Below are 24,137 nucleotides of genomic sequence, written 5' to 3'. Positions count from 1 at the left end.
GATGCGTAAAATCGTTCAAATCTGTTTTTTTATCCTCATGCTTTCTGGCATTAATAAAGCCTTTGCACAGGATTTAAAAACAAGTGTGGGTACAAACAAAGAACTTGATTCGGTTCGGAAAAAACTCGATGGTGGAAAAGATTCTACAGTTTTTACGGCCAAATATATCCGTTTTACCAAACTAGGCCTGAGTAAAGATAGTATTGTATTGCTGCCTCTCGATACTTCAACCGTTAACATCCAGAATTACAGTCCGCTTTTACAGCCTATGCACCCAACCATTAGCACGGGTAATATGGGCTTATCTGCAAGGCCTTTGTTATACGAACCAAGTAAACGGATAGGTTTTGATGTAGGTTTCCACTCACTCGATTATTATGCACTAACGCCTGACGACATTATTTACTACCAGGCCAGAACGCCTTTTACCAGCCTGTATTTTGTTAGCGCCGGACAAAAAGAACAACTTTTTAGAGCGATACATACACAAAACATTAAAAAAAACTGGAATGTTGGCGTAAATTTTAACCGTGCAGATTCTAAAGGTTTTTATGTGAGGCAGCGTGGCGATAATTTAAATGTTGCGGTGTTCTCCTGGTATCAATCACCAAGTAAACGTTATAACATGTGGGCCTCAGCAATTTTTAATACCATGCGGGGTTATGAAAATGGTGCGGTTGTAGCAAAAAATATATTCGATCCCGGGTATAACGCCATCAGCAGGGATGGTGAGGCCGTAAACCTGGCGGATGCGCGCAACATGTATAAAAAAAATACATTGTTTTTAAAACAGACTTACTACGTAGGCAGGATTGACACCTCTACCAATGCAAATAACGCAGTTTTGCCAACGAATAAGGTAACCTATACTGTAGAGTACAATAACGACAGTTACGATTTTTATAAAAACAGTACCGATCCGAACAATGTATTGCCTCCGGGGATAAATAATACCACGTTTACAAACGACTCTACCCATGTGCAACACCTTAAAAATGAGTTTATTTACAGCTTTTTCTTAAGGCCTAAAAATTCTTCATTAATTAAAAATGAATTAAAGGTTGATGCCGGAATCAGACATGACTATTACAAGCATGAATTTTTAGGTATTAAACAGGACGGTACAAATTACGAGCAAAGCCGCTTTGCTTATCAAAATATAACGATTTTGGGTGCTGCCGGATATAGATTTTCTTCCAATATAGATTTTAACTTAAATGTTGAACAGATATTGCAGGGCGAAAACGCAGGCGACTACCTCTACGAAGCTAAAAGTAAAATCCTGTTGAGTAAAACCATCGGAAGGATAGAACTTGGTGCCTATGCGCAAAATCAAACGCCGGCCACCATTTTTGATTATTACCATGGTAACCACTACCAGTGGACCAATAACGATTTTAAAAATACCAAAATTGCCAATTTATCATTCAATTATATTAATGATAAGTATGCTTTAAATGCGGGTGCGAGGTATATTTTAACCAGTAACTACCTGTATTTCGCCGCAGATCATTCAAGCGGTACCACGGCCATTTTACCTAAACAAGAAACAGCAGATATTAGTTTAATCCGGATAGATGTATCAAAAAAATGGAGGTTTGGCAGGTTTGCAATAGAAAATTATATCGCTTATCAAAAAACAGATAATAATGCCATTTTAAGAACGCCGGAGTTTTATACTTATAACAGTGTATATTTCGATAATACTTTTTTTAAAGTATTAAAGGCAAACATCGGTTTTGATGTAAGGTATAATTCTGAATATGCAAATTACCTCTATTCGCCTGCAACTGCGCAATTTTATATAGATGAAAGTAACCCGGTAACATTTGCTTCGAAACCGATTGTTGATGTTTTCTTTAAAGCCAATTTAAAGCGGGCCAATATATTTGTGAAATACGATTTTATCAATCAGGGTTTATTCCAAAGGGGATATTATACCGTAAACAGATACCCGATGCAGGATGCATTGTTGAAATTCGGCGTTACCTGGAATTTTTACGATTAATTAACTGGGGACATAAAAAAAGTTATCGAAACGTCTTAAAAGGGTATTTAACAGATCCTTCGACAAGCTAATATTGACAGACTTCAATAAAAATGAAGGCTCCTTGTGCCAAGCAAAAAATCAGCTAAAGCTTTAATAAGGCATAAAAAAACCTTTCCGATTTAAATCGGAAAGGTTTTTTACTTGAAAGGTTTTTCTTAGAATGAATAACCTACTGAGAAACCTAATACACGGTTGGTTAATTTGTTGGCATTAGCCCTGCTATCTTTAGGGGTTAAGTCTGTTAAACCTAAACCATAGTTAGCACCTACTAAAAAGCCAGAATTTGTACGGTAAGCTAAACCAAAATTTGCACCAAAATCTGTGCTGCCATAATTTTTATCGCTGGCGCTACCGAAAGATAAATCTCTATCATTGCTAACAGTAGCTGTAGTGCTTGCGTTAGTGGTATTATTTACAGTGGTTGTTCTGATTTCTCCTTTATCTTTTCCAGAAATATTGAATCCAATGTATGGACCAGCACTGATTTGTATTGCGCCAGCATCACCAGTAGGAATTCTGAATACGGCATTAATTGGAACTTCAATAGCCATTAAATTAGTTTTTCCGGTTGTAGTGGTTGTTATTGTAGTGTTATTACCTGTTATGGTTGATACCGATTCGCCTTTTGCACCTTTATTTTGCAATGATATACCTGGCTGAATGAAGAAATTGTTTCCTACACCAAAATCACCAAATGCAGTAACGTTAAAACCTACATTGTTTTTTACATTGTCATTATAGGCATTGGATGCTGCATTATCGCCACCTGCATGAAATTTTGATAAGTTAACACCAGCTTTAATTCCAAAACGGGCAGTTTCACCTGTCATTTTTGTTTGTGCAAATGCACCTGTTGCCAATAAAATAACCGAAGCGCTTAATAATAACTTTTTCATAATATTTTTCTTTTAGAAGAATCTTGTTTAAAATTTCAGGTTTTAACCTGTTGTTAATTACAAGCCTCATTTCCAAAAGCTGTGCCAAAGTATCAAGTCTGTTACATTTAGAAGTCTAAAGTATTGGTTTTCAGTATCCTTTTTAAGGATTTTTAGCGTAACAATATCAGCAAGCGGTTATGCCTTTAACGGTATTTTACTGTATAGATAACAGGAATAATTGGCAGAATTAGGATTTTTTACACCAAAAAGGAATAATGCCGAAATGTCGAATTCTGGAAAATTAGGTTTTTTGAGGTTTCTTTTTTGCCGCTGGAAAAAGCACATTGTTTAAAATTAAGCGGTAGCCTGGCGAATTGGGATGCAGGCTTAAATCTGTTGGTGGGTCGCCAACCGCGTGCTGGTAATCTTCAGGATCGTGACCGCCATAAAAAGTAAACTGCCCTTTACCAATCTCACCATGTAAATAGCGCACTTCAGCAGCCCCTTTATTCTCACCCAGAACGGTTACGCTCGTTTTAACCAAACTTTTTCTGAATGCGGTAGTTTGCCCCATAAAACCTTTAATCACTTTATCGTGATCCTGTGTAAGCATGGTAGGCACCAAATCCCATTTGGCAGAGAAATCGAATAAAGTGAAGTAATCGTTTGTTTGATTTAAAGTACGGGTTTGTGTGGCATCAATATCTGAGAACTCATAGTTCATTGGGTTATTATCCAGTTTAAAATTCTGAAAGGCCAGTGTTTTGCCAAAATCCAGTTTAGCCTGTGCGTTCGGATCGGCAGGATCGCCATCAAACATTTGGGCACAAATATCAACACCATCAGCAGCCAGGGCAATATCAAAACTATCGGTGCCTGAGCACATGGCAAAGAGAAAACCTCCGCCAGCACAATATTCTTTAATGTGTTTGGCTACAGCCAGTTTCATTTCTGATACTTTTTTATAACCCATACGTTTAGCCAGCGCTTCCTGGTTTTTAACATCTTCCTGGTACCAGGTTGCATACCTGAAATTGGCCCAAAAACGCCCGTATTGACCGGTAAAATCTTCGTGGTGCAAATGCAACCAGTCATATTTGCTCAATTTGTCCTGAAGGATGTCGTCATCATAAATAACCTCATAAGGAATTTCGGCATAAGTAAGCACCAGCGTAACCGCATCATCCCAGGGTAACTTGCTTTTAGGAGAATACACGGCAATTTTTGGTGTTTTCTCCAGTTTTACCATTTCCATATTAACCGACGGGTCGCTGATCTCATTTAACAAACTCACTACTTTGCCATCAGCCATTACTTCGTAAGATACCCCCCTGATTTTTAGCTCATCCTCAACTGCTTTATTGTATTTAATTAGAAAGCTGCCACCACGGTAATTTAACAGCCAATCAACCTCCACTTGTTTACTGATGGTCCAGTAGGCTATACCATAAGCTTTAAGGTGGTTTTTTTGGTCTTCATCCATATAAATCAATAGCGACGAAGCCCTGAGCCCTAGGGAGCAAAACAGGCAAATAAGGAGGATATAAGATTTCTTGATCAAATTGCTATGCTTAAAACACTAAAATACCGCATTTAAACTGGATAGAAAAATTTAATGATGTTATAAGTTATACAATTTTGTTATTTTTGCCCTCTACTAAAAAAAATGAGATTTTTTTTAGGCAAATAAAATTTAAAATTAGTACCGATATTAATATGAGTAAAGCAATAATAAAAACAGAAAAAGGCGAAATGACCGTAGAATTCTACGAAAACGATGCGCCGAAAGCCGTTGCAAACTTTAAAAAATTAGCTAAAGAAGGCTTTTATGATGGGGTAACTTTTCACCGTGTAATCCCTAATTTTATGGTTCAGGGTGGATGTCCAAACTCAAAAGATCCGGCTAAAGCTCATTTGGCAGGTACTGGTGGCCCGGGTTACAAAATTGATTGCGAACTGGACGGAGAAAACCAATATCACGACCGTGGTGTTTTATCAATGGCACATGCAGGCCGTAACACTGGTGGTTCACAGTTTTTTATCTGCCACAGCAGAACCAATACCGCTCATTTAGATCGTAACCATACTTGTTTTGGTAAAGTTGTAGAGAATGTTGATCTTGTAGATGATATCCGTCAAGGCGATAAAATTTTAAACATTGAAGTTTTAGAAGACTAAAAAATAGATGTGAGATTTGAGACATTAGATTTGAGACTTGATTGCTCTGATTGATGCCCTTATCTCATTTAATAATTAAACAAAGAGTTTTAGTTATTTGATTTGAGTGATTTCTCATTTCTCATATCTCGAATCTCATATCTCAAAAAAAATATGAATTTAAGAGGAATTGTTGCCGTATCTGGCAGACCGGGTTTATTTAAACTGGTTGGACAAAATAAAGTGGGTTACATTTTAGAGGGTTTAGACGCTCAAAAAACTAAAGTGGTAGCCAATATTACCAATACTAAATTGGCTTCGTTAGAAGATATTACCGTATATGGTGAGGAAGAAGAAATTAAATTGGCCGATATTTTTGCTAAAATTTCTGAAAAAGGATCTACCCCGGATTTAAAAGGCGATTTACGTACTTATTTTCTTGAAGTAGCTCCAGGCCACGATCAGGAAAAGGTTTACGCTTCAGATATGAAGAAAATCATTACCTGGTATAACTTGCTGAAAGATCTTCCTTTGTTTACTGAAGAAACTCCGGAAACACCTGGTACTCCGGCAGAGGTTAAATTATCAGAAGAAAAAGCAGCTGCAGACAAAAAAAACAAAGCTACTGGTTCAAAAGCATCAGCAAGTGCTAAAGCAAGTACTAAAACTTCAGCGCCAGCTAAAAAAGCAAGCATGACAAGTAAAAAAGGCGTTTAAGCTTAATTTACTTCATTATAAAAAACACCAGGCCATTCGTCTGGTGTTTTTTTATGGGTTTAATCGAAAAAATACCAAAGCAAGGCAACAATTACTAAAGAAGCAATAATGCTGATCCATAAGTATTTGTTATTGCGGTTCTGGTCGCTTTTATATCTATATTCCCTTTTATATTTATCCAGTATCATAGTTTCTTTTATTTAATGATGATTTTAATCTAGTTTTTCCATATCCCATCGTCAACCTTCCATCAACCATTTTTCATCTTAGGCGTGATGATAAGGTTCTCCTTTTAAAATACTAAAACCCCGGTAAAGCTGCTCTACAAAAAACAACCTGATCATTTGGTGAGAAAAGGTCATATCAGACAGGGAAATTAAACCATTTGCCCTTTTATAAATGGTTTCGTCAAAGCCATAAGGACCACCAATAATAAAAATGAGGTGTTGAACGCTACCCACCATCTGTTTATTTAAATAGTTGGAAAATTCTACTGATGAGTATTTTTTTCCCTTCTCATCCAATAAAATTACAACATCGCCATTATTAATTTGTTTGTGCAGCAACTCGGCTTCTTTCGCTTTTTGCTGTGCTTCACTCAGATTTTTAACATTTTTTACATCGGGTATGGCCAAAAAAGTAAAGTTAATATAATGTTTCAGGCGGTTGATGTATTTATCAATTCCCTCAATAAGATACTTATCTTCGGTTTTGCCAATGGCGATCAGGGTAATCTTCATTTAATATTTTACCTATCTTTAGAATTTCGAGTTCCAAAATTAGAGAAAATTGTAACAAAAAATACAATCTATCCATCTGATACCTTCGGAAATATATCATAGAATAAAAATCATGCTAAAGCAACAAGAAGAAATAATAGCCGCTTACGACCAGAAAATTAAAGAAGTTACAGCAGATATCAGTGAGACCAAAAAACTGATTGATCAACTTTCTTTTGTACGCATTGGTTTGTTCCTTGCCGAAATTTTACTTTTTATTTTACTGGTTAATTCTGCAGATGATAATTTGCGGACTTTAATTCAGATTGGTTTATGTGTACCGGTAATTGCATTTGCTTTTATTGTACGCAGGCAAAGTAAGCTCGATCGCGAAATCGATTATAAAAAACAACTCTTGTGGGTTTATCAGAACGAGTGGCATGTTTTAAACGGCATAGCCAATGGTTATGATCATGGTACGGCTTTTGAATCTGAACTGCATCCTTATACTTCCGATCTTGATATTTTTGGAAGTGCCTCTTTATTTGCCATGATTAACCGTTGCAGTACCAAAAGCGGGAATAACATTTTGGCGAAAAACTTTTCCGAAAAATCAACCAGGGATAGAATATTACTCCGCCAGGAAGCGGTAAAAGAAATAATTGAAAAGATAGACGAGACCTACAGTTTTCGCGCCAATCTTCATGGATACGATCCAGAAAAAATAGAACAAATTAAAACGCAACTTAAATATCAGCTGGGCGCTCAACTGAAGTTTGTGGCTGGAAAATTTTTACGATTTTATGTAAAGCTGGTTCCTTATATCGCCATCGCCCTGATTTTAGCTGCAGTGTTTGTGAGCGGTGTTTTTTGGAAAATATTAGTGTTGTTGTGCATCATCCATGGCGGCTGGAATGTATTATTGGGCAGCAAAATAAATAAGGTTTTTTATAGTTTCGGGGGAAGTTCGAACCTGTTAAATGGCTATGCCGGCGCTATTTTATGGACGGAAAACCAAAGCTGGAAAAGCCCATACATTCTGGGTTTATTCGATTCGAAAATCCCCGTGAGTAAAGAAATTAAAGCCCTTTCTAAAATCATCCAGAATTTTGATGCCCGGTTGAATATTATTGTGGGTGCAATACTCAATGTGGTTTTATTATGGGATTTGAGGTGCTGTGTAAACCTCGATATCTGGTATAAGTCGTCATCAAAGGATGTAATTTCTGCACTTGATCACCTGGGTGATTTTGAAGAACTGATCTCTTTGGCTACAACAGCTTATAACCAGCCACATTGGGTTTTTCCGGCAATTAAAGATCAGTTTGCGTTAACAACCGTTCAGGTTGGGCATCCCCTCATTAATGAGCGTTTAAGGGTAAACAACGATTTTCACCTGGAAACAAAACCAACTGTTGATATTGTAACGGGCTCAAACATGGCAGGTAAAAGCACCTTTTTGCGCACTTTGGGCATTAATATGATTTTGGCTTATGCAGGGGCACCAGTTTGTGCAAAAAGCATGGAGTTGTCTGTTTTTTCGATCAATACCTATATGCGCATCAAAGATTCGCTGAATGAAAGCACTTCTACTTTTAAGGCAGAATTAAACCGCTTAAAAATGATTTTAGACAACGTGGTAAAAGATAAAGATACCTTTGTGCTGATTGATGAAATGCTCCGTGGTACAAATAGCAGGGATAAATACCTGGGATCGAAGGTTTTTGTAGAAAAACTGATCGCCGAAAAAACACCTGCACTTTTCGCCACGCATGACCTGCAACTGGCCGATTTGATTACCGGTCATCCCGAAACGGTCCGCAATTTTCACTTTGATATCCAGATTAAGGAAGGTGAAATGAGATTTGATTACCTGCTAAAACAAGGGCCTTGCAAAACCTTTAATGCTGCCATTTTATTGAAAGAAATTGGGTTGACTTTGGAATAATATACTGTCAGATGTTACGGTCTGATAATGAGTAGAATAAATTTGAATCAGCCAGATGGTAACATCTGAAAGCGCTATAAAAACAAAAGAATTTGTAACTTAAATTTGAAAAAAGATCTAAACCTCATCTAAATTAAATGCCTCATGAAACAAGCGCTTATTTATACTTTAAAAGTAACACTTACAACCTTATTGGTTTGCTTGCCCGTTACTTTTGTAATCATGATGATTTACCTCAGGCTTTTGCCGCTTATTGCTTCGAATTACAGTGTTAGTGTTAACCTTGATATAAAGGATGCTGTTGTATTTATTGCCTTAACTTTTTGTACACTTTTATTTAATATGAAGAAAAAGGGTGGCATAGCACAGGCAACTTACAATAAACGCAGTATTAAAATCAATGCCTTTATGGCCTCAATAGCAATCTTTTTAATTTATTTGTTGTTACGCGGGAAATTAATGACACTTTCAGTTGATGAATTCCTGATTACTTATGGTCCATCATTTCTCATTACATTTATCTGTATGGGGGTTTATCCATTAAAAAATGAAAATGTGCAAGCTAAAGTAATCTAGAAATTCTTCTGCCGGATAATTGTTAATTGTGGTATCAGCTGTTACCATCTGACACTATGTGGAATGGCAATAGTGTAGAAATATTTGAATCAGTCAGGTGGTAACACTTTATTGCACCTTAATTAAACCTGTTGTCCCTGTATTGCTTTGGCGAGGTGCCCATAATGCTGGAGAAAAGCCGGCTAAAATAATAAGGATCGTTAATGCCGATTTTTAGGGCAATTTCATTAATTCGTAAATTGGTAAACAGCAAATATTGCGTTGTTTTCTGAATTTTAAGCTGGTTAAAGTAATCGATAGGAGGGGTGCCGGTTTTCTTTTTAAATATGGCCGATAAATACGATGGTGATAAATAAACGGCCAATGCCAATTCTTTTAAACTCAGCATTTTTTCAATATTGTTCCGCATAAAATCAATTACCTCTTCTACTTTATCTGGCTCTATAATTTTATCCGGCTGTTTATCCGAATAAATAATTCCGGCAATATAATGGTGGAAACATAAATTGGCATAAATAATATTTTCCCTGCTAAAACCTCTTTCCAGCCGGTTATATATGGTATTAAATAAATTATTTCTTTCTTCATTAAAACCTGCATAAGCTTTATAATGCTGTAATGAGGCTATCAGTTGCTCTGCTCCGGAGCCCGAAAAGTGGAACCAATAAATAGTCCATGGTAATGTTGAATCTGCCTGGTAAATATGTGCCGTTTTTTTAGGGATGATGATGAAATTGCCAGCCTCGATATGGTAATTGGTTTGCTGAAATTCTACATTTCCTTTTCCTTCGATACAATGGATCAAAATATGCTGATCGGCTCCTTTGTCTCTTTGTGCGTAGTGATTCAATGCTTTACGGTAGTAGCCAATATCAGTAACAAATAAATTGTTTATGATTTCGTTTTCAACGCATTGTTTTAGAAGCACATTTTTTGGAATAATGATGGATTTTTGGAAATCGAACCTATTCTTTTCTCTAATCGGGTATTTTTCCATGATTAAATTTTATAAACAAAAAGTAATATAATCCATCTTTTGCGCAAATTAATACATTTTTGTATTTTATTATTTTATTCACCTTTGGTTTACCGGGAGCTGAATCTTAGTAATTTAGCTAAGTAACCAACCCCTTTATAATTTTAATTGATGTTTAGCCGGATTTAACTTTGTGTATAAATACAAAACTGCTAAAAATTAACTTAAGTTTACACTGACCAAATGTTGTTGAAAAAGAAAATACTTTTTGCATCCGGCTTTGCGCTGGTTGCAATCATCTTAATTGCCTTTTCCCTCTTCTCATCTGAAAAACAGATTGATTTTAACTCGCAGGTAAAACCCATTCTGAATAAAAAATGTATTTCGTGCCATGGTGGGGTTAAGCAACAGGGTGGTTTTAGTGTTTTATTTAGGGAAGAAGCGCTGGCTAAAACAAAAAGTGGCAGGCCGGCAATTATTCCAGGCAACCCAGAGGATAGTGAATTTATCAAACGCTTAAAATCGAACGATCCTGAAGAAAGGATGCCATATAAGCATCCCGCATTAAATAATGATGAAATTGATATCCTGAGCGGTTGGATAAAACAAGGCGCAAAATGGGGCAATCACTGGGCTTATGTAAGCGTAAAGCCGGTTGAAGTACCAGACGTAAATAACGACTGGGCACGCAATGATCTGGATAAATTTATTTTAGCTAAACTGGACGAAAATAAACTTGAGCCATCTAAAACAGCTGATAAAGCTACACTGTTAAGGAGGGTAAGTTTGGATTTGATCGGAACCTATCCTTCAGATAAAATGGCGAAATTTTACCTGGAGAGTAAAAACGAACAACAAGCTTACAGTGTGCTGATTGATAGCTTGCTGGCTTCGCCTAAATTTGGTGAGCGCTGGGCATCGATGTGGCTGGATATTGCCCGTTACGCCGATACCAAAGGTTATGAAAGCGATCCTAACCGGAACATCTGGAGTTACCGCGATTGGGTAATTAAAGCATATAACCGCGATATGCCCTATGATCAGTTTATTACCGATCAGATAGCTGGTGATTTGTTTTCGAAGCCAACCGATGCCCAGTATATTGCAACGGCATTTAGCAGAAATACACCAACCAATGATGAGGGGGGAACAAATAACGAAGAATTTAGAACAGCGGCAGTTTTAGACCGCGTAAATGCGACCTGGGAAGGTTTGATGAGTACCACTTTTTCTTGTGTGCAATGCCATAGTCACCCTTACGATCCCTTTAAACATGATGAATATTATAAATTCATGTCATATTTTAACAATACCAGAGATGAGGATGTGCCGGGAGAATATCCGCTATTTAAAAATTTTAACGATAGCCTTAAAAATCAGCTTAATCTTTTAACCAATTGGGTTAAATCTGTTTCGGGCAAGGAAAGGTCGGCAGAAGTTGAATTATTCTTAAAAACCGGGCAACCAGCCATCAATTCTACTACAGCCGATCAATTGGTTAATTCGGTAATAGGCAATAATAATATTGCGCTTTATTTTAAAAACAGTTCCTCAGCGAGATTAAAATCCGTTAACCTCGAAAATGCAGATCAGTTAATTCTCCGTTATAATTGCAGCAAAGAAAATGGCACCATGACTTTACATGCAGGTTCGTTAAATGGTCCTGTGATCAAATCATGGAAACTGGCCGAAACTAAAGGCTATCAGAATATAGAAATCGATTTTCCTAAACAAAGCGGTGTAAAAGATGTGTACTTAAAATATACAAATGGCACAGAGAAAAATCCCGATGCATTTATGGTGTATTTCGATTGGTTTTACTTTACGAAACAGTTTCCCGGAAAAGGCAGGCCTGATTATTTGACCTACAAAAAAACATTTACCGGTTTAATGGATACCCAGGCGCCAACTACACCTATTATGGTGGAGAACCCATTGAGTATGCAGCGTAAAAATTATGTGTTTGAACGTGGTGCGTGGACATCAAAAGGTAAAGAAGTAAATGCTGGAGTGCCGAATTCTTTAGCCTTTGCCATGCCCAAAAATGCACCTGATAATCGGATGGGCTTAGCGATGTGGCTTACCGATAAGAGAAATCCACTCGTATCACGGACCATGGTAAATCGCCTGTGGGAACAATTGTACGGTGCCGGACTGGTAGAAACACTCGAAGATATGGGGACACAGGGTATGGCACCAACCCATCAGGAACTTTTAGATTTTATGGCCTATCAGTTTATGTATAAATACAACTGGAGCATTAAAAAAATGCTGAAAGAACTGGTAATGATGGCGACTTATAGGCAAGACAGTAAGCTTTCTGACGAATTAAAAGAGAAAGATCTTTTTAATAAATTTTACGCCCGTGGTTCGAGGGTAAGGTTAAGTGCTGAGCAAATCAGAGATCAGAGTTTAGCCATTTGTGGTGTATTAAGTAATAAAATGTATGGTCCGCCGGTAATGCCATGGCAACCCGAAGGTATCTGGTTTTCGCCCTATAGCGGAGCCAAATGGATCACGAGTGGTGGAGAAGAACAATACCGCAGGGGAATTTATACCTATTGGAAACGGACGGCTCCCTATCCATCTGCCATTGCTTTTGATGGTGCATCGAGGGTGGTTTGTAGTCCGCGGCGTATCCGTACCAATACCCCGTTACAAGCTTTGGTTACGTTAAATGATAGTGTGTATATCGATCTGGCAAGAAAACTGGCACTACGAATGGAAAAAGTTGGCGGAAATAGCAGTACATCAAAAATTGCTAAAGGGTATGAGATGATTTTGTATAAAACCATTCCTCAAAATAGGTTAAAAGTATTTGAAGAATTATATAGCAAAGCTTTTGATCAGTTTAAGAAGAATTCGGCAAATGTATCCGCATTTATGGGCGATAAACAAAAGAAATATAAACCAGAAGATGCTGCAATGGTGCTAGTGGCCAATGCAATGCTCAATCTGGATGAAGTAGTTACCAAAAATTGATCTGACCAGGTTATGACGAGAGACGAATTAAATGCACATCGGTTAATTAAAGAAGCACATGAAGCAAATGCCAGGTTACATTCCAGGCGTCACTTTTTAAAAGAGAGTGCTATGGGATTAGGGGCTTTGGCAATGGGTTCGCTATTGGGTAGCTGTGGTAACCTTTTTTCAAACAAACAAACCAAAATTGCTTACGATCCTGCACATCCGTTATTGCCAAAATCGCCTCCGCTGGTAGGCAAAGCTAAAAGTGTAATTTATTTGCACATGGCTGGCGCGCCATCACAATTGGAACTATTCGATTTTAAACCCGAGCTAATGAAAATGGACGGGCAGGACTGTCCACCTTCTTTATTGGCCGGTAAAAAGTTTGCCTTTATCACGGGAGTGCCTAAAATGCTCGGTCCGCAGGCTAATTTTGCCAGGCATGGTCAATCTGGCGCCTTGGTAAGCGATAATTTACCGCATTTTTCTACCATGGTAGATGACGTGACTTTTTTAAAAGCCGTAAAAACCGATCAGTTTAACCATGCTCCTGCACAACTTCTGGTGCATACCGGTTCGCCACGCCTCGGCAGGCCAAGTATGGGTAGCTGGGTAACCTACGGTTTGGGGTCAGAAAACCAGAACCTGCCAGGTTATGTGGTATTAACCAGTGGGGGTAGTTTTCCCGATGCCGGAAAGAGTGTTTGGGGAAGTGGTTTTTTACCATCCGTTTATCAGGGGGTACAATGCAGGAGTGAGGGCGATCCGGTGTTATTTATCAAAGATCCCGATGGAATGAACAGAGACCTGAGAAAAGCCTCTATCGAAGCCATCAATAAAGCCAATGAACAGCAATATCAGGAATATAACGATCCTGAAATTTTATCGCGGATAGCCCAATATGAAATGGCCTACCGCATGCAAATATCGGCACCAGAAGTGATGAACATTAATGATGAACCTGCGTATATCCACGAAATGTATGGCACACAGCCAGGTAAAGCTTGTTTTGCCAATAATGTGTTACTTGCCCGAAAACTGGTAGAAAAAGGTGTGCGTTACATCCAGTTGTTCGATTGGGGCTGGGATGCACACGGCGACAGTCCGAACAACTCGCTGAATGTTGGATTAAAAAACAAATGCAGAAGTATCGACAGGCCCATAACGGCCTTACTACTCGATTTAAAACAACGGGGTTTATTAGAAGAAACTTTAGTGGTATGGGGCGGAGAATTTGGCCGTACCCCTATGATGGAAAACCGGAATGGAATTCAGAATCCGTTTAAAGGCAGAGATCACCATACAGAGGCATTTACGATATGGATGGCCGGTGGAGGTGTGAAAAAAGGCTTTACCCATGGCGAAACTGATGAAATAGGTTACAGTGCCATCAGCGGAAAAGTAGATGCTTTCGATATTCAGGCTACTATTTTAAATCAGTTAGGCTTCGATCATGAACAATTTACCTATCCTTTTCAAGGCAGGCCATTTAGGTTAACCGATGTGGCTGGGAAGGTGATAACCGAGGTTGTAGCTTAAAGATTAGTCCGAAGTCGGAAGTCCATGAGGCTATGAACCATCAACTATTGACCAATGGACGAATTCTTTAGTCCGAAGTCGGGAGTCCGGAGTCGGAAGCCCATGAGGCTATGAACCATTAACTATTGACCAATGAACGAGTTCTTTAGTCCGAAGTCGGGAGTCCATGAGGCTGTGAACCATCAACTATTGACCAATGAACCAATGACTAATGAACCAATGAACTATTAAACAATGAACCAAACAAGAAGAAAATTTTTACAAAATACAGCAGTGGTAACGGCGGCTTCAATGTTAGCGCCAATGCAAAATATAAGTGCTAATCCCTTTAAAAATATAAAGGCAAAAGCAGGTTACGAATTGTTATTTATGCAAACCGATTGGGGTTTTGATGGGAACAGAGATGAATTTTGTGCAGCTGCAAAAAAAGAAGGTTATGAAGGCATAGAAGTATGGTGGCCCGGAGAGGAGAAAGCCATTAAGGAACTTTTTGATGCTGTAAAAAAACACGGCTTACAGATTGGATTTTTGTGCGCTGGCTCTAGCGCAAATCCTGCCGAACATTTTGCTCAATTTAAAAGCAATTTAGATGCAGTTTGTGCAAATACCTATCAAAAGCCTGTTTATGTAAATTGCCATTCAGGTAAAGATTATTTTACCTACGAAGAGAATAAAAAAATTATCGATTACGTAACGGCTAAAAGCAAATCTTCGGGCATACCGGTTTATCATGAAACCCATCGGAGCCGCATGATGTTTGCTGCACATGTTGCCAGAAATTTTGCGGAGAAAAATCAGGATTTAAGATTTACTTTAGATATTTCGCATTGGTGTAATGTGCACGAAAGTTTATTGTCTGATCAAAAACAAACCATTGATTTTATTTTAGGAAAAACAGATCATATCCACTCCCGCATTGGGCACCCGGAAGGACCACAAGTAAACGATCCGCGTGCACCAGAATGGGATAATGTTGTTAAAGCACATCTCGCCTGGTGGGATCAAGTAATTGAGCGTAAAAAGAAGAATGGTGAACGAATGACGATCCTGACCGAATTTGGTCCTGCTGATTATATGCCCACTTTACCTTACACCCGTCAGCCCCTCGCCGATCAGTGGGCAATAAATGTTTATATGATGAACTTATTAAGAAAAAGGTATCAGTAACATGTTAGAATTTTTTGGCCGTTTTCACCCTGTTTTTGTCCATCTCCCCATTGGGATTTTAATGCTGGCCTGTATTTGCATTCTTTTGTCGTTAAAAACCAGATTTGCTCATATAAAACCTGCAATCCCCATCATGTTGCTTTTAGGAGCGCTTAGTGCAGTTGTTTCCTGTATTACCGGATATTTTTTAGCCAATGGTGGCGATTATGATGGTAAATTGGTAAGCAACCATCAATGGATGGGGATTAGCGTGGCCATTTTATCAGTTGTGTTTTGGGTTATTTACAAAAAGGTTAAGTCTAACAGTTTATTGGGCGCAATTTCTTTAATACTGCTGATTTTGATTTCAATTACGGGTCATTTGGGTGGCTCTTTAACCCATGGTTCTGATTATTTAACGGCTCCGCTTAAAGCAGGCGATACAAAAGGTGTAGCCGCCATTCCTGCAATTCCAAATGTTCAGGAAGCTTTTGTTTATCAAAATGCCATACAACCACTCTTAAAGAGCCGCTGTTACAGTTGTCATGGCAGCGAAAAACAGAAGGGCAAATTAAGGTTAGATCAGGAAGAACATATTTTAAAGGGAGGAGAAAACGGGCATACCATTGTAAGTGGCAAAGCCGATGAAAGTGAATTAATTAAACGGATTTTATTGCCTTTAAACGATGAAGACCACATGGCTCCTAAAGAAAAGCCACAGCTTAGCCCTAATGAAATTGCATTATTAAAATGGTGGATTAATAACGGTGCTGATTTTAAAAAGAAATTTAAAGATCTCCCACAAACGGATGAAATTAAGCCAATATTAGCGAGCTTACAAAAAGGTGAAAATACTATCGGACAGACAAAAAACAGCGATATCCCTGCAGATGAAGTGCAGGCGGCCGATGATGAGGTGCTAAAAAAACTAACTGCAGCTGGTATTACCATCGTTCCGGTTGCACAAAATACCAATTACCTTTCAGCAAACTTTGTTAATGCACAATCAATGGGGAAAAACATTTTAGACCTCATCAGATCAATTGCAAAACAACTGCTTTGGCTTAAACTCGAAAACAAGAATGTAAACGATCAAACATTAACAGCAATTAAAGATTGTAAACACCTCACCAGGTTAAACCTAAATAATACACAGATAACCGATGCTGGTTTGGGGCCATTAAAAGATTTAGATCAACTGCAATCCTTAAGTTTAGTTGGAACACAAATTACTGTTAAAGGTATAGCACAACTAAAAAAGCTTAAAAATTTAAAGTTTCTTTATTTGTACCAAACTAAGGTGAACAAAACCGATTTAATGGCAATAAAAAAGCTCTTACCTAAAACCAGTTTAGATACCGGTAATTATAAAGTGCCTACCTTAGCTCAAGATACTACTGTGGTTAAGGCACCTTAAATATCAACCTGTTATATGCTTATAATTATCTGATAATGTTATCGAACCTGAATATTTAATACCGCTATTCGATAAGTTAATGCCTGATATGATGTAATAATACACACCAACAGGGAGTTCGTTGCCTTTAAAAGTTCCTTTCCAGTTTTCAAATATGTTATTGGTAAAGAAAACCTGGGTGCCCAGGCGGTTGTAAATCTGGATGTTGTATTTCCTGAGATTTGTTACACCAACAACCAGTTCATCATTAACCCCATCGCCATTGGGTGAGAATGCATTTGGAACAAACGTAGATGCATTTTTTTTGATGATCAGGTCGCCTTGTGTAATTGAATTTTGACAGCCGTTTTTAGAAAATGCAGTTAAAGTAATCCTGAATAATCCATCGGTCTGATAAATGTGGGTGGGATTTGATTCGAAAGAAGTAAGTCCATCGCCAAAATTCCATTCATAAAAATCTCCGTAAAGCGATGTATTCGTAAAAGCAATGGGTACCGGAGCAGAAAACTTAACGTTAAACGTAGGTTCGGTATAAAATTTAGCAACCGGAATTCTGGCAATCGCCGGAATAACGATAGTTGCTGGTTCAGAGTTATAAGTACCCGATGTTAGTACTACCTGATACTTACCGGCCACATTAAAATCAGTTACCGGAATTTCAATGGCATTTGTAGTTGCGGTATAATTGTTCGGCCCGCTCCAGGCGTAAGTAATACCTTCTTGTGCTGGTACAGCTAATTTTATGATATCTTTTAAGCAGTACAAGGCTTGATTACTATTGATTTCCGGTTTATCAGGCTTCAACTCTACTAAAATGTCTTTTCTAAAGGTAGAAATGCAGCCATCGTTGGTTTCAACAGTTAATGTGATTGTTTTGAGTCCGGTTTCGGTAAAGGTTAATGTTTTACTGTCGTTATCCAAAGCAGTCTGGCTTTTTACTCCCGGGCCAAAATCCCAGGTGAGCTTCGTATACTATTGCCGTCAATTTTTCCGCTAACAGAAATATTTACATCAAATTTAGATGCCGTAAATTTAAACCAAACATCTTTTCCAACAGCCTGCCAGTTTAAAGCTTTATTATAATTGCTCGGGGTGGCTTCTAAATTGTTAAATTCGGCATCGTTACTACAATATGCACTGGTATTGGTAATATTTATCGCATTTATCAGTTCGTCATTAATAGGGGTGTAAATTTTCCAAAGGCATAGAGGTTTAATAATACCAATAGAAAAGAAATTAATGAGTAGTAGCGCATTAGGTAAAAATATTAAAAATTATTTTCATTTCGAATCATTCATTTTGTTAACGATTAGTTAATATTAAACTTGCAACTTATGGCAATTAATTGGTAAACAATGGTTAATGCGAGCGATTTTGGTCAGGATTTTTTGTGGGGAGTAGCTACTGCTGCGGCTCAGATAGAGGGTACGGCTACCCAATATGGCAAGGGACCTTCCATTTGGGATACTTTTACCGCAAAAAGTGGAAAGATAAAGAAAAACCATAAGCTGGACCCAGCCTGCGATTTTTATCACCGTTATGCCGAAGATGTAGCACTGGTTAAACTTTTAGGCTTTAAAGTTTTTAGGTTTTCTATTGCCTGGTCGCGGATTTTACCGGCAGGCAGGGGAGAAATTAACCAGGAAGGGGTCCGTTTTTACCATCATCTTATTGATGAATGCCTTTTGCATGGAATTACACCTTACGTTACATTGTATCACTGGGATTTGCCCCAGGCTTTAGAAGATGAGGGGGGATGGACCAGCTTTAGCATCAACGCCGCTTTTAATGCTTTTGTAAGCATTTGTGCTTTAGAATATGGCGATAAGGTAAAAAACTGGATCGTATTAAACGAACCTTTTGGTTATACCTCTTTAGGTTATATGCTGGGGGTACATGCACCTGGAAAAACAGGTCTCAGCAATTTCTTTCCCGCAGTTTTACATACCGCTTTAGCGCAAGCCGATGGGGGAAAAATTTTACGTGCCGAAATTAGTAAGGCAAATATTGGTACCACTTTTTCCTGTTCAGAAATCATTCCAAATACACAGAGCGATAATGATATACTGGCAGCAAAACGGGTAGATTGTTTAATGAACCGCCTGTTTGTAGAACCTACACAAGGAATGGGTTTTCCAACCGCAGAGTGGGACTTGTTGGAGAAATTTCAGATCGAATATGGTACCTGGCGGTTACAGGACCGGATGAAATTCGATTTTGATTTTGTCGGCCTTCAAAACTACTTCCCGTTAGTGGTAAAATACAATGCTTTTATTCCGGTAATTCAGGCCTGGGAAGTAAAGGCCAAAAGCCGTAAAAAACCACATACTGCCATGGGATGGGAGATCAATGCCGATAGTTTTTATAATATCGTAAAACAGTTTGCGGCATATCCAAATATCAAAAACATCATCATTACCGAAAACGGCGCTGCTTATCATGATAAATTAACCGATGGTAAAGTAGAAGATGCCGAAAGGATTGAATATTTTAAACTCTACCTTAATGCTTTATTAAAGCTTAAAAATGACGGTGTAAATGTTACCGGTTACATGGCCTGGACATTAATGGATAATTTTGAATGGGCCGAAGGTTTTACAGCAAGATTTGGTCTGATTTATAATGATTTTAAAACGCAGCAACGCACCCTTAAAGATTCGGGTTATTGGTGGCAGGATTTTCTGAAAAAATAGATTTATCACGCTTAGTCATTCTACCATAAGCACTGCTTATAGCAAGAGATTTTATAGTTTGATTTCGGATAATTTTATCCACAGGAGTATTTAAAGCGTATAATATTCTGGCATTGCGTCATTCCCAACCTGATTGGGAATCTTAATATCTTAGCTAATAGTATGCTTTAAGAGCCTGCGATTTTGTTTTAAATCTGCGGGAAACTTTTTTTTGCCTAAATTAACATCATGAACGATAGAACAGTAGTTTACAGCACCTATTACAATCCAATGGAGGCCAATATTATTAAGGCTAAATTGGAAGATAGCGGATTTGCCTGTTTTTTGGCTGATGAAAATGTTGCAACCTTAAATCCACTTTACAATCAGGCCATTGGCGGTGTAAAACTCATTGTTTTTGAAAGAGATGTAGAGGAGATTAATACTTTACTGGCTGAAGATAATAGTTTGGCTTTTGAATCATCAGATGAAATTATTGAAGAAGAAGAATCAGGAGAAGATAAAACAGTTTGTGAGAAATGTGGATCTACCAATGTGGGTTATGGAATGGCTACCGATAAAAAATATAGTATTTGGGCAACTATACTTGCCTTTTTAACCCTAACTACGCCGATTAAGGCAAATAAGTGTCACCACTGTTACGATTGTGGTCACGAGTTTGAATAACTATTGAAGGTGTTTCTGTAATGGCTAAAAAACAAGGCAATTATTTATTTTATTTTTTGAATCGCTGGGCCAGTAAAGCTATTAAGGTTTGTTCCCATGCTTCGCTGTATCCTTGCGCTGCGCTTCAGGGATGCCGCTACGCCCGGGGCTAGAAAGTTCGTTTCCTGCAAGGAAGACAAAGTCTCCCCTCACGGCGGTCCAGAGAGTCTTTGTGCGAAAAGCGACTGTCTTTGCCATCTAAACCCGATATACGCGAATGCTGGTTTTTTTCTAACCAGCAGCAGCATTAGCGGGGCCAGACCCAGCTTAAGAAAACTGCAACTGCTTTCCAAAAAAATAAGTGAATCATTTATCCTCTCATTTTGAAGCGCAGGGTAGTGGCAACTATTAAAGTTTGTTCCCGTTCTCAGCTGTATTCTTACGCTGCGCTTCAGGGATGCCGCTACGGCCGGGGCTAGAAAGTTCGTTTCCTGCAAGGAAGACAAAGTCTCCCCTCATGGTAGTTTAGGGGATTTTCGTGCGAAAAGCGACTGTCTTTGCCATCTAAACCCGATATACGCGAATGCTGGTTTTTCTTCTAACCAGCAGCAGCATTAGCGGGGCTAGCCTCATCCTAAGCACTACTGCAATTGCTTTCAAAAAAATAAAGAGATTAATCCTATATGATAGATTTGTCATCCTGAGGGATGATTTATGGTATAAAAATCAATATTAGTGACGTTGTCCATCCGCACAGTCTTTCCTCGGCTACCGATGGAAAATCGGTACAGGTCCACTGCCGCCGATGGGCTCTTTCTTTTTGCTGCCAAAAAGACCAGCGAAGCTAGCTTGAACACAGTTGAAAAAATAAAAGCAAGTGAAAAAATAAAAACCACCGGCTGAAAATTTTTTTTTCGAAGTCAGTGGTATGGCTAGAACAGTGGCCCCCGATCCCGATGCCTTGATCGGGAGTTAGGCCGGATTTACGTAGAACGGGGAAATGGTGCTAAGGCCTAGCTGGACGGAAATGCACATCTTGCATAATTTGCTCATTTTTAGTCTATTACAAAATAGCGTCAATGGTAGAGGTTAGAATTTTTCAAATACATTAGAGGTTTAATGACAGTGCATAGAATCGTCATTGCCAGCTCGACTGGCAATCGTAATGCCTTAGTAGGGATTGCAGGTTGCATTAAGATTCCCGCCTGCGCGGGAATGACGACCAATTTTTAGAATCTGTTATTGATAGCCTGTAGAAGGAGTTTTAAAACGATTTTAAGGTATTTCGACAAGCTCAATGTGACAAATTGGAGAAACAGACATCATTTTAAACAGTATCTAGTAAAAGAACAAAAACTCCCGTTCTGAATGAACAAAACGGGAGTTGTATTTTGACTTTAGACTTAGTACTAAAGACTGTTGACTAATTAAAGCGCTGCTTTAGCTGCGGCCTCAGCTCGGATAATATTTAATGCACCACCAGCTTTAAACCAGTCAATTTGTTGTGCGTTATAACTGTGGTTAACCAGGAACGATTCTTCTGTACCATCAGCATGGTGTAAAACCAAAGTTAATGGTTGATCAGGTGTAAAAGTTGTTAAGCCTAAGATATCAACCGTATCATCTTCTAAGATTTTGTCGTAATCATCTTTATTGGCAAAAGTTAAACCTAACATTCCTTGTTTTTTAAGGTTGGTTTCGTGGATACGGGCAAAAGATTTTACCAATACAGCACGAACACCTAAGTGACGTGGTTCCATAGCCGCATGCTCGCGAGACGAACCTTCACCATAGTTTTCATCACCAACAACAATAGATCCTAAACCAGCTGCTTTATAATCGCGTTGCGTTGCAGGAACAGGACCATATTCGCCGGTTAATTCATTTTTAACGGTATCGGTTTTATCGTTAAAGTAGTTAACCGCACCAATAAGCATGTTGTTAGAAATATTATCTAAGTGACCACGGAATTTTAACCATGGACCAGCCATTGAAATATGATCCGTTGTACACTTACCTTTAGCCTTGATCAACAGTTTTAAACCTTTTAAATCAGTACCTTCCCAAGGACTAAATGGATCTAATAATTGTAAACGGTGAGAGGTTGGTGAAACCAAAACCTCAACTGTAGAACCATCAGCTGCTGGCGCCTGGTAACCCGCATCTTCTACAGCGAAACCTTTTGTCGGCAATTCAAAACCAGTAGGTGGATCTAATTTTACCTGCTCGCCTTTATCATTTGTTAACGTATCAGTTAATGGGTTGAAGCCCAAATTACCCGAAATGGCAATTGCAGCAACCATTTCTGGCGAAGCTACGAAAGCAAAAGTATTCGGGTTACCATCTGCACGTTTAGCAAAGTTTCTGTTAAACGAGTGTACAATGGTATTTTTTTCTGCTTTTTCTGCACCTGTTCTGTCCCACATACCAATACATGGTCCGCAGGCATTGGTGAAGATGGTTGCATCTAAATCTTCGAAAGTTTTTAAGAAACCATCACGGTTTGCAGTATAACGTACCTGCTCCGATCCCGGATTAATACCGAAAGCTGATTTGGTTACCAAACCTTTTGCAATTGCCTGGTTAGCGATAGAAGCAGCCCTTGATAAATCCTCATAAGAAGAGTTGGTACAAGAACCGATCAATCCCCATTCTACTTTTAAAGGCCAGCCGTTTTTCTCTGCCTCCACCTTCATCTGCGAAACAGGGGTGGCTAAATCTGGTGTAAACGGACCGTTTAAATAAGGTTCTAAAGTATCCAGATCAATCTCAATCACCTGATCGAAATAATTTTCAGGATCAGCATAAACTTCTTCATCGCCGGTTAAATAAGCCGCTATTTTGTTGGCTTCATCAGCAACTTCATTTCTTCCTGTAGCACGTAAATAACGTTCCATGCTTTCATCGTAACCGAAGGTAGAAGTAGTTGCGCCAATTTCGGCACCCATGTTACAAATGGTACCTTTACCGGTACAGCTTAAGTTAACAGCACCGTCGCCAAAATATTCTACAATTGCACCTGTACCACCTTTTACGGTAAGGATACCGGCAACTTTAAGAATAACATCTTTCGCAGCAGTCCAGCCGTTTAATTTTCCTGTTAATTTAACGCCGATTAATTTAGGGAATTTAAGCTCCCAGGGTAAACCAGCCATTACATCACAGGCATCAGCACCACCAACACCAATAGCAACCATACCCAAACCACCTGCATTTACCGTGTGCGAGTCCGTTCCGATCATCATTCCACCAGGAAAAGCATAATTTTCTAAAACTACCTGGTGAATAATACCAGCCCCTGGTTTCCAGAAACCGATACCGTATTTATTGGATACAGAAGATAAGAAATCAAAAACTTCAGCACTTTCTGTTTTAGCATGAGGTAAATCTATTGCGGCACCTTCTTTAGCCGTAATTAAGTGGTCGCAGTGCACGGTAGAAGGAACCGCCACTTGTGGCCTGCCGGCCTGCATAAACTGTAATAATGCCATTTGTGCAGTTGCATCCTGCATCGCTACACGATCTGGTGCAAAATCTACATAGTCAGATCCACGTTTAAATGCCTTTTTAGGATCTCCATCCCAAAGGTGTGCATATAATATTTTTTCAGATAATGTTAAAGGCCTGCCAACTACTTTACGGGCAGCCTCAACGCGGCTACCAAAGTTTGCATAAACCTTTTTAATCATGTCTATATCAAAAGCCATAC

Annotated in this window: 18 protein-coding genes; 11 read left to right on the top strand and 7 right to left on the bottom strand. The window is 38.6% G+C overall.

Annotated elements, in window-relative coordinates:
- Position 1: 1 nt before the first annotated feature.
- The gene (locus R2R28_RS19300) at positions 2-2,008 is read left to right on the top strand and encodes a putative porin (RefSeq protein WP_316827316.1); all 2,007 of its coding nucleotides are present in this window, start codon (positions 2-4) and stop codon (positions 2,006-2,008) included.
- 197 nt (positions 2,009-2,205) lie between these two features.
- Here the strand turns inward: R2R28_RS19300 and R2R28_RS19295 are convergent, their stop codons facing one another.
- Together R2R28_RS19295 and R2R28_RS19290 are read right to left on the bottom strand one after the other, a co-directional pair.
- Positions 2,206-2,946, bottom strand: a complete 741-nt coding sequence (locus R2R28_RS19295) for an outer membrane beta-barrel protein (protein ID WP_316827315.1) — start codon at positions 2,944-2,946, stop codon at positions 2,206-2,208.
- Between the two features lie 283 nt (positions 2,947-3,229).
- Positions 3,230-4,411, bottom strand: a complete 1,182-nt coding sequence (locus R2R28_RS19290) for an asparagine synthetase B (protein ID WP_316827314.1) — start codon at positions 4,409-4,411, stop codon at positions 3,230-3,232.
- A gap of 233 nt (positions 4,412-4,644) precedes the next feature.
- On the opposite strand from R2R28_RS19290, the gene R2R28_RS19285 reads away from it, so the two are divergent.
- Together R2R28_RS19285 and R2R28_RS19280 are read left to right on the top strand one after the other, a co-directional pair.
- Positions 4,645-5,106, top strand: a complete 462-nt coding sequence (locus R2R28_RS19285; RefSeq protein ID WP_057932098.1) for a peptidylprolyl isomerase — start codon at positions 4,645-4,647, stop codon at positions 5,104-5,106.
- A gap of 153 nt (positions 5,107-5,259) precedes the next feature.
- Entirely contained in the window at positions 5,260-5,802 is a 543-nt protein-coding gene (locus tag R2R28_RS19280; RefSeq protein ID WP_316827313.1) for a DUF5606 domain-containing protein, read from the top strand.
- 59 nt (positions 5,803-5,861) lie between these two features.
- On the opposite strand, the gene R2R28_RS19275 is transcribed toward R2R28_RS19280, so the two are convergent.
- Both R2R28_RS19275 and rlmH read right to left on the bottom strand, forming a co-directional pair.
- The gene (locus tag R2R28_RS19275) at positions 5,862-5,990 is read right to left on the bottom strand and encodes a hypothetical protein (protein WP_262892372.1); all 129 of its coding nucleotides are present in this window, start codon (positions 5,988-5,990) and stop codon (positions 5,862-5,864) included.
- Positions 5,991-6,068: 78 nt separating this feature from the next.
- On the bottom strand, positions 6,069-6,542 hold the full coding sequence (rlmH, locus tag R2R28_RS19270; RefSeq protein ID WP_316827312.1) for a 23S rRNA (pseudouridine(1915)-N(3))-methyltransferase RlmH: 474 nt from the start codon (positions 6,540-6,542) through the stop codon (positions 6,069-6,071).
- 112 nt (positions 6,543-6,654) lie between these two features.
- Between rlmH and R2R28_RS19265 the strand changes: the two genes are divergently transcribed.
- Together R2R28_RS19265 and R2R28_RS19260 are read left to right on the top strand one after the other, a co-directional pair.
- Positions 6,655-8,469, top strand: coding sequence for a MutS-related protein (locus R2R28_RS19265; RefSeq protein WP_316827311.1), 1,815 nt, complete (start codon positions 6,655-6,657; stop codon positions 8,467-8,469).
- 144 nt (positions 8,470-8,613) lie between these two features.
- On the top strand, positions 8,614-9,045 hold the full coding sequence (locus tag R2R28_RS19260) for a hypothetical protein (protein ID WP_316827310.1): 432 nt from the start codon (positions 8,614-8,616) through the stop codon (positions 9,043-9,045).
- Positions 9,046-9,163: 118 nt separating this feature from the next.
- On the opposite strand, the gene R2R28_RS19255 is transcribed toward R2R28_RS19260, so the two are convergent.
- Positions 9,164-10,042 (bottom strand): AraC family transcriptional regulator, encoded by an 879-nt coding sequence (locus R2R28_RS19255; RefSeq protein ID WP_316827309.1) that lies wholly within the window; start codon positions 10,040-10,042, stop codon positions 9,164-9,166.
- A 222-nt stretch (positions 10,043-10,264) separates the two neighbouring features.
- Here R2R28_RS19255 and R2R28_RS19250 point away from each other — a divergent pair, with 222 nt between their 5' ends.
- The 4 genes from R2R28_RS19250 (at position 10,265) to R2R28_RS19235 (ending at position 17,090) form a co-directional block, all read left to right on the top strand.
- Positions 10,265-13,003, top strand: coding sequence for a DUF1553 domain-containing protein (locus R2R28_RS19250; protein WP_316827308.1), 2,739 nt, complete (start codon positions 10,265-10,267; stop codon positions 13,001-13,003).
- A gap of 12 nt (positions 13,004-13,015) precedes the next feature.
- Complete coding sequence (locus R2R28_RS19245) at positions 13,016-14,527, top strand: DUF1501 domain-containing protein (RefSeq protein ID WP_316827307.1); 1,512 nt, start codon at positions 13,016-13,018, stop codon at positions 14,525-14,527.
- Positions 14,528-14,761: 234 nt separating this feature from the next.
- On the top strand, positions 14,762-15,694 hold the full coding sequence (locus R2R28_RS19240) for a sugar phosphate isomerase/epimerase (RefSeq protein ID WP_316827306.1): 933 nt from the start codon (positions 14,762-14,764) through the stop codon (positions 15,692-15,694).
- Between the two features lies 1 nt (position 15,695).
- Positions 15,696-17,090 (top strand): c-type cytochrome domain-containing protein, encoded by a 1,395-nt coding sequence (locus tag R2R28_RS19235; protein WP_316827305.1) that lies wholly within the window; start codon positions 15,696-15,698, stop codon positions 17,088-17,090.
- Between the two features lie 3 nt (positions 17,091-17,093).
- On the opposite strand, the gene R2R28_RS19230 is transcribed toward R2R28_RS19235, so the two are convergent.
- Entirely contained in the window at positions 17,094-18,011 is a 918-nt protein-coding gene (locus tag R2R28_RS19230; protein WP_316827304.1) for a gliding motility-associated C-terminal domain-containing protein, read from the bottom strand.
- A 434-nt stretch (positions 18,012-18,445) separates the two neighbouring features.
- Here R2R28_RS19230 and R2R28_RS19225 point away from each other — a divergent pair, with 434 nt between their 5' ends.
- Together R2R28_RS19225 and R2R28_RS19220 are read left to right on the top strand one after the other, a co-directional pair.
- Complete coding sequence (locus R2R28_RS19225; protein ID WP_316827303.1) at positions 18,446-19,783, top strand: GH1 family beta-glucosidase; 1,338 nt, start codon at positions 18,446-18,448, stop codon at positions 19,781-19,783.
- Positions 19,784-20,011: 228 nt separating this feature from the next.
- Positions 20,012-20,449, top strand: a complete 438-nt coding sequence (locus tag R2R28_RS19220) for a DUF2007 domain-containing protein (RefSeq protein WP_316827302.1) — start codon at positions 20,012-20,014, stop codon at positions 20,447-20,449.
- 1,406 nt (positions 20,450-21,855) lie between these two features.
- Here the strand turns inward: R2R28_RS19220 and R2R28_RS19215 are convergent.
- Positions 21,856-24,135, bottom strand: a complete 2,280-nt coding sequence (locus R2R28_RS19215; protein WP_316827301.1) for an aconitate hydratase — start codon at positions 24,133-24,135, stop codon at positions 21,856-21,858.
- Between the last annotated feature and the right edge of the window lie 2 nt (positions 24,136-24,137).

Origin of the sequence: Pedobacter miscanthi (assembly GCF_032678605.1) — a bacterium.
GTDB lineage: Bacteria > Bacteroidota > Bacteroidia > Sphingobacteriales > Sphingobacteriaceae > Pedobacter > Pedobacter miscanthi_A.
The sequence above is the reverse complement of the archived record's forward strand: the minus strand, read 5'-3'. Positions and strand labels throughout refer to the sequence as shown.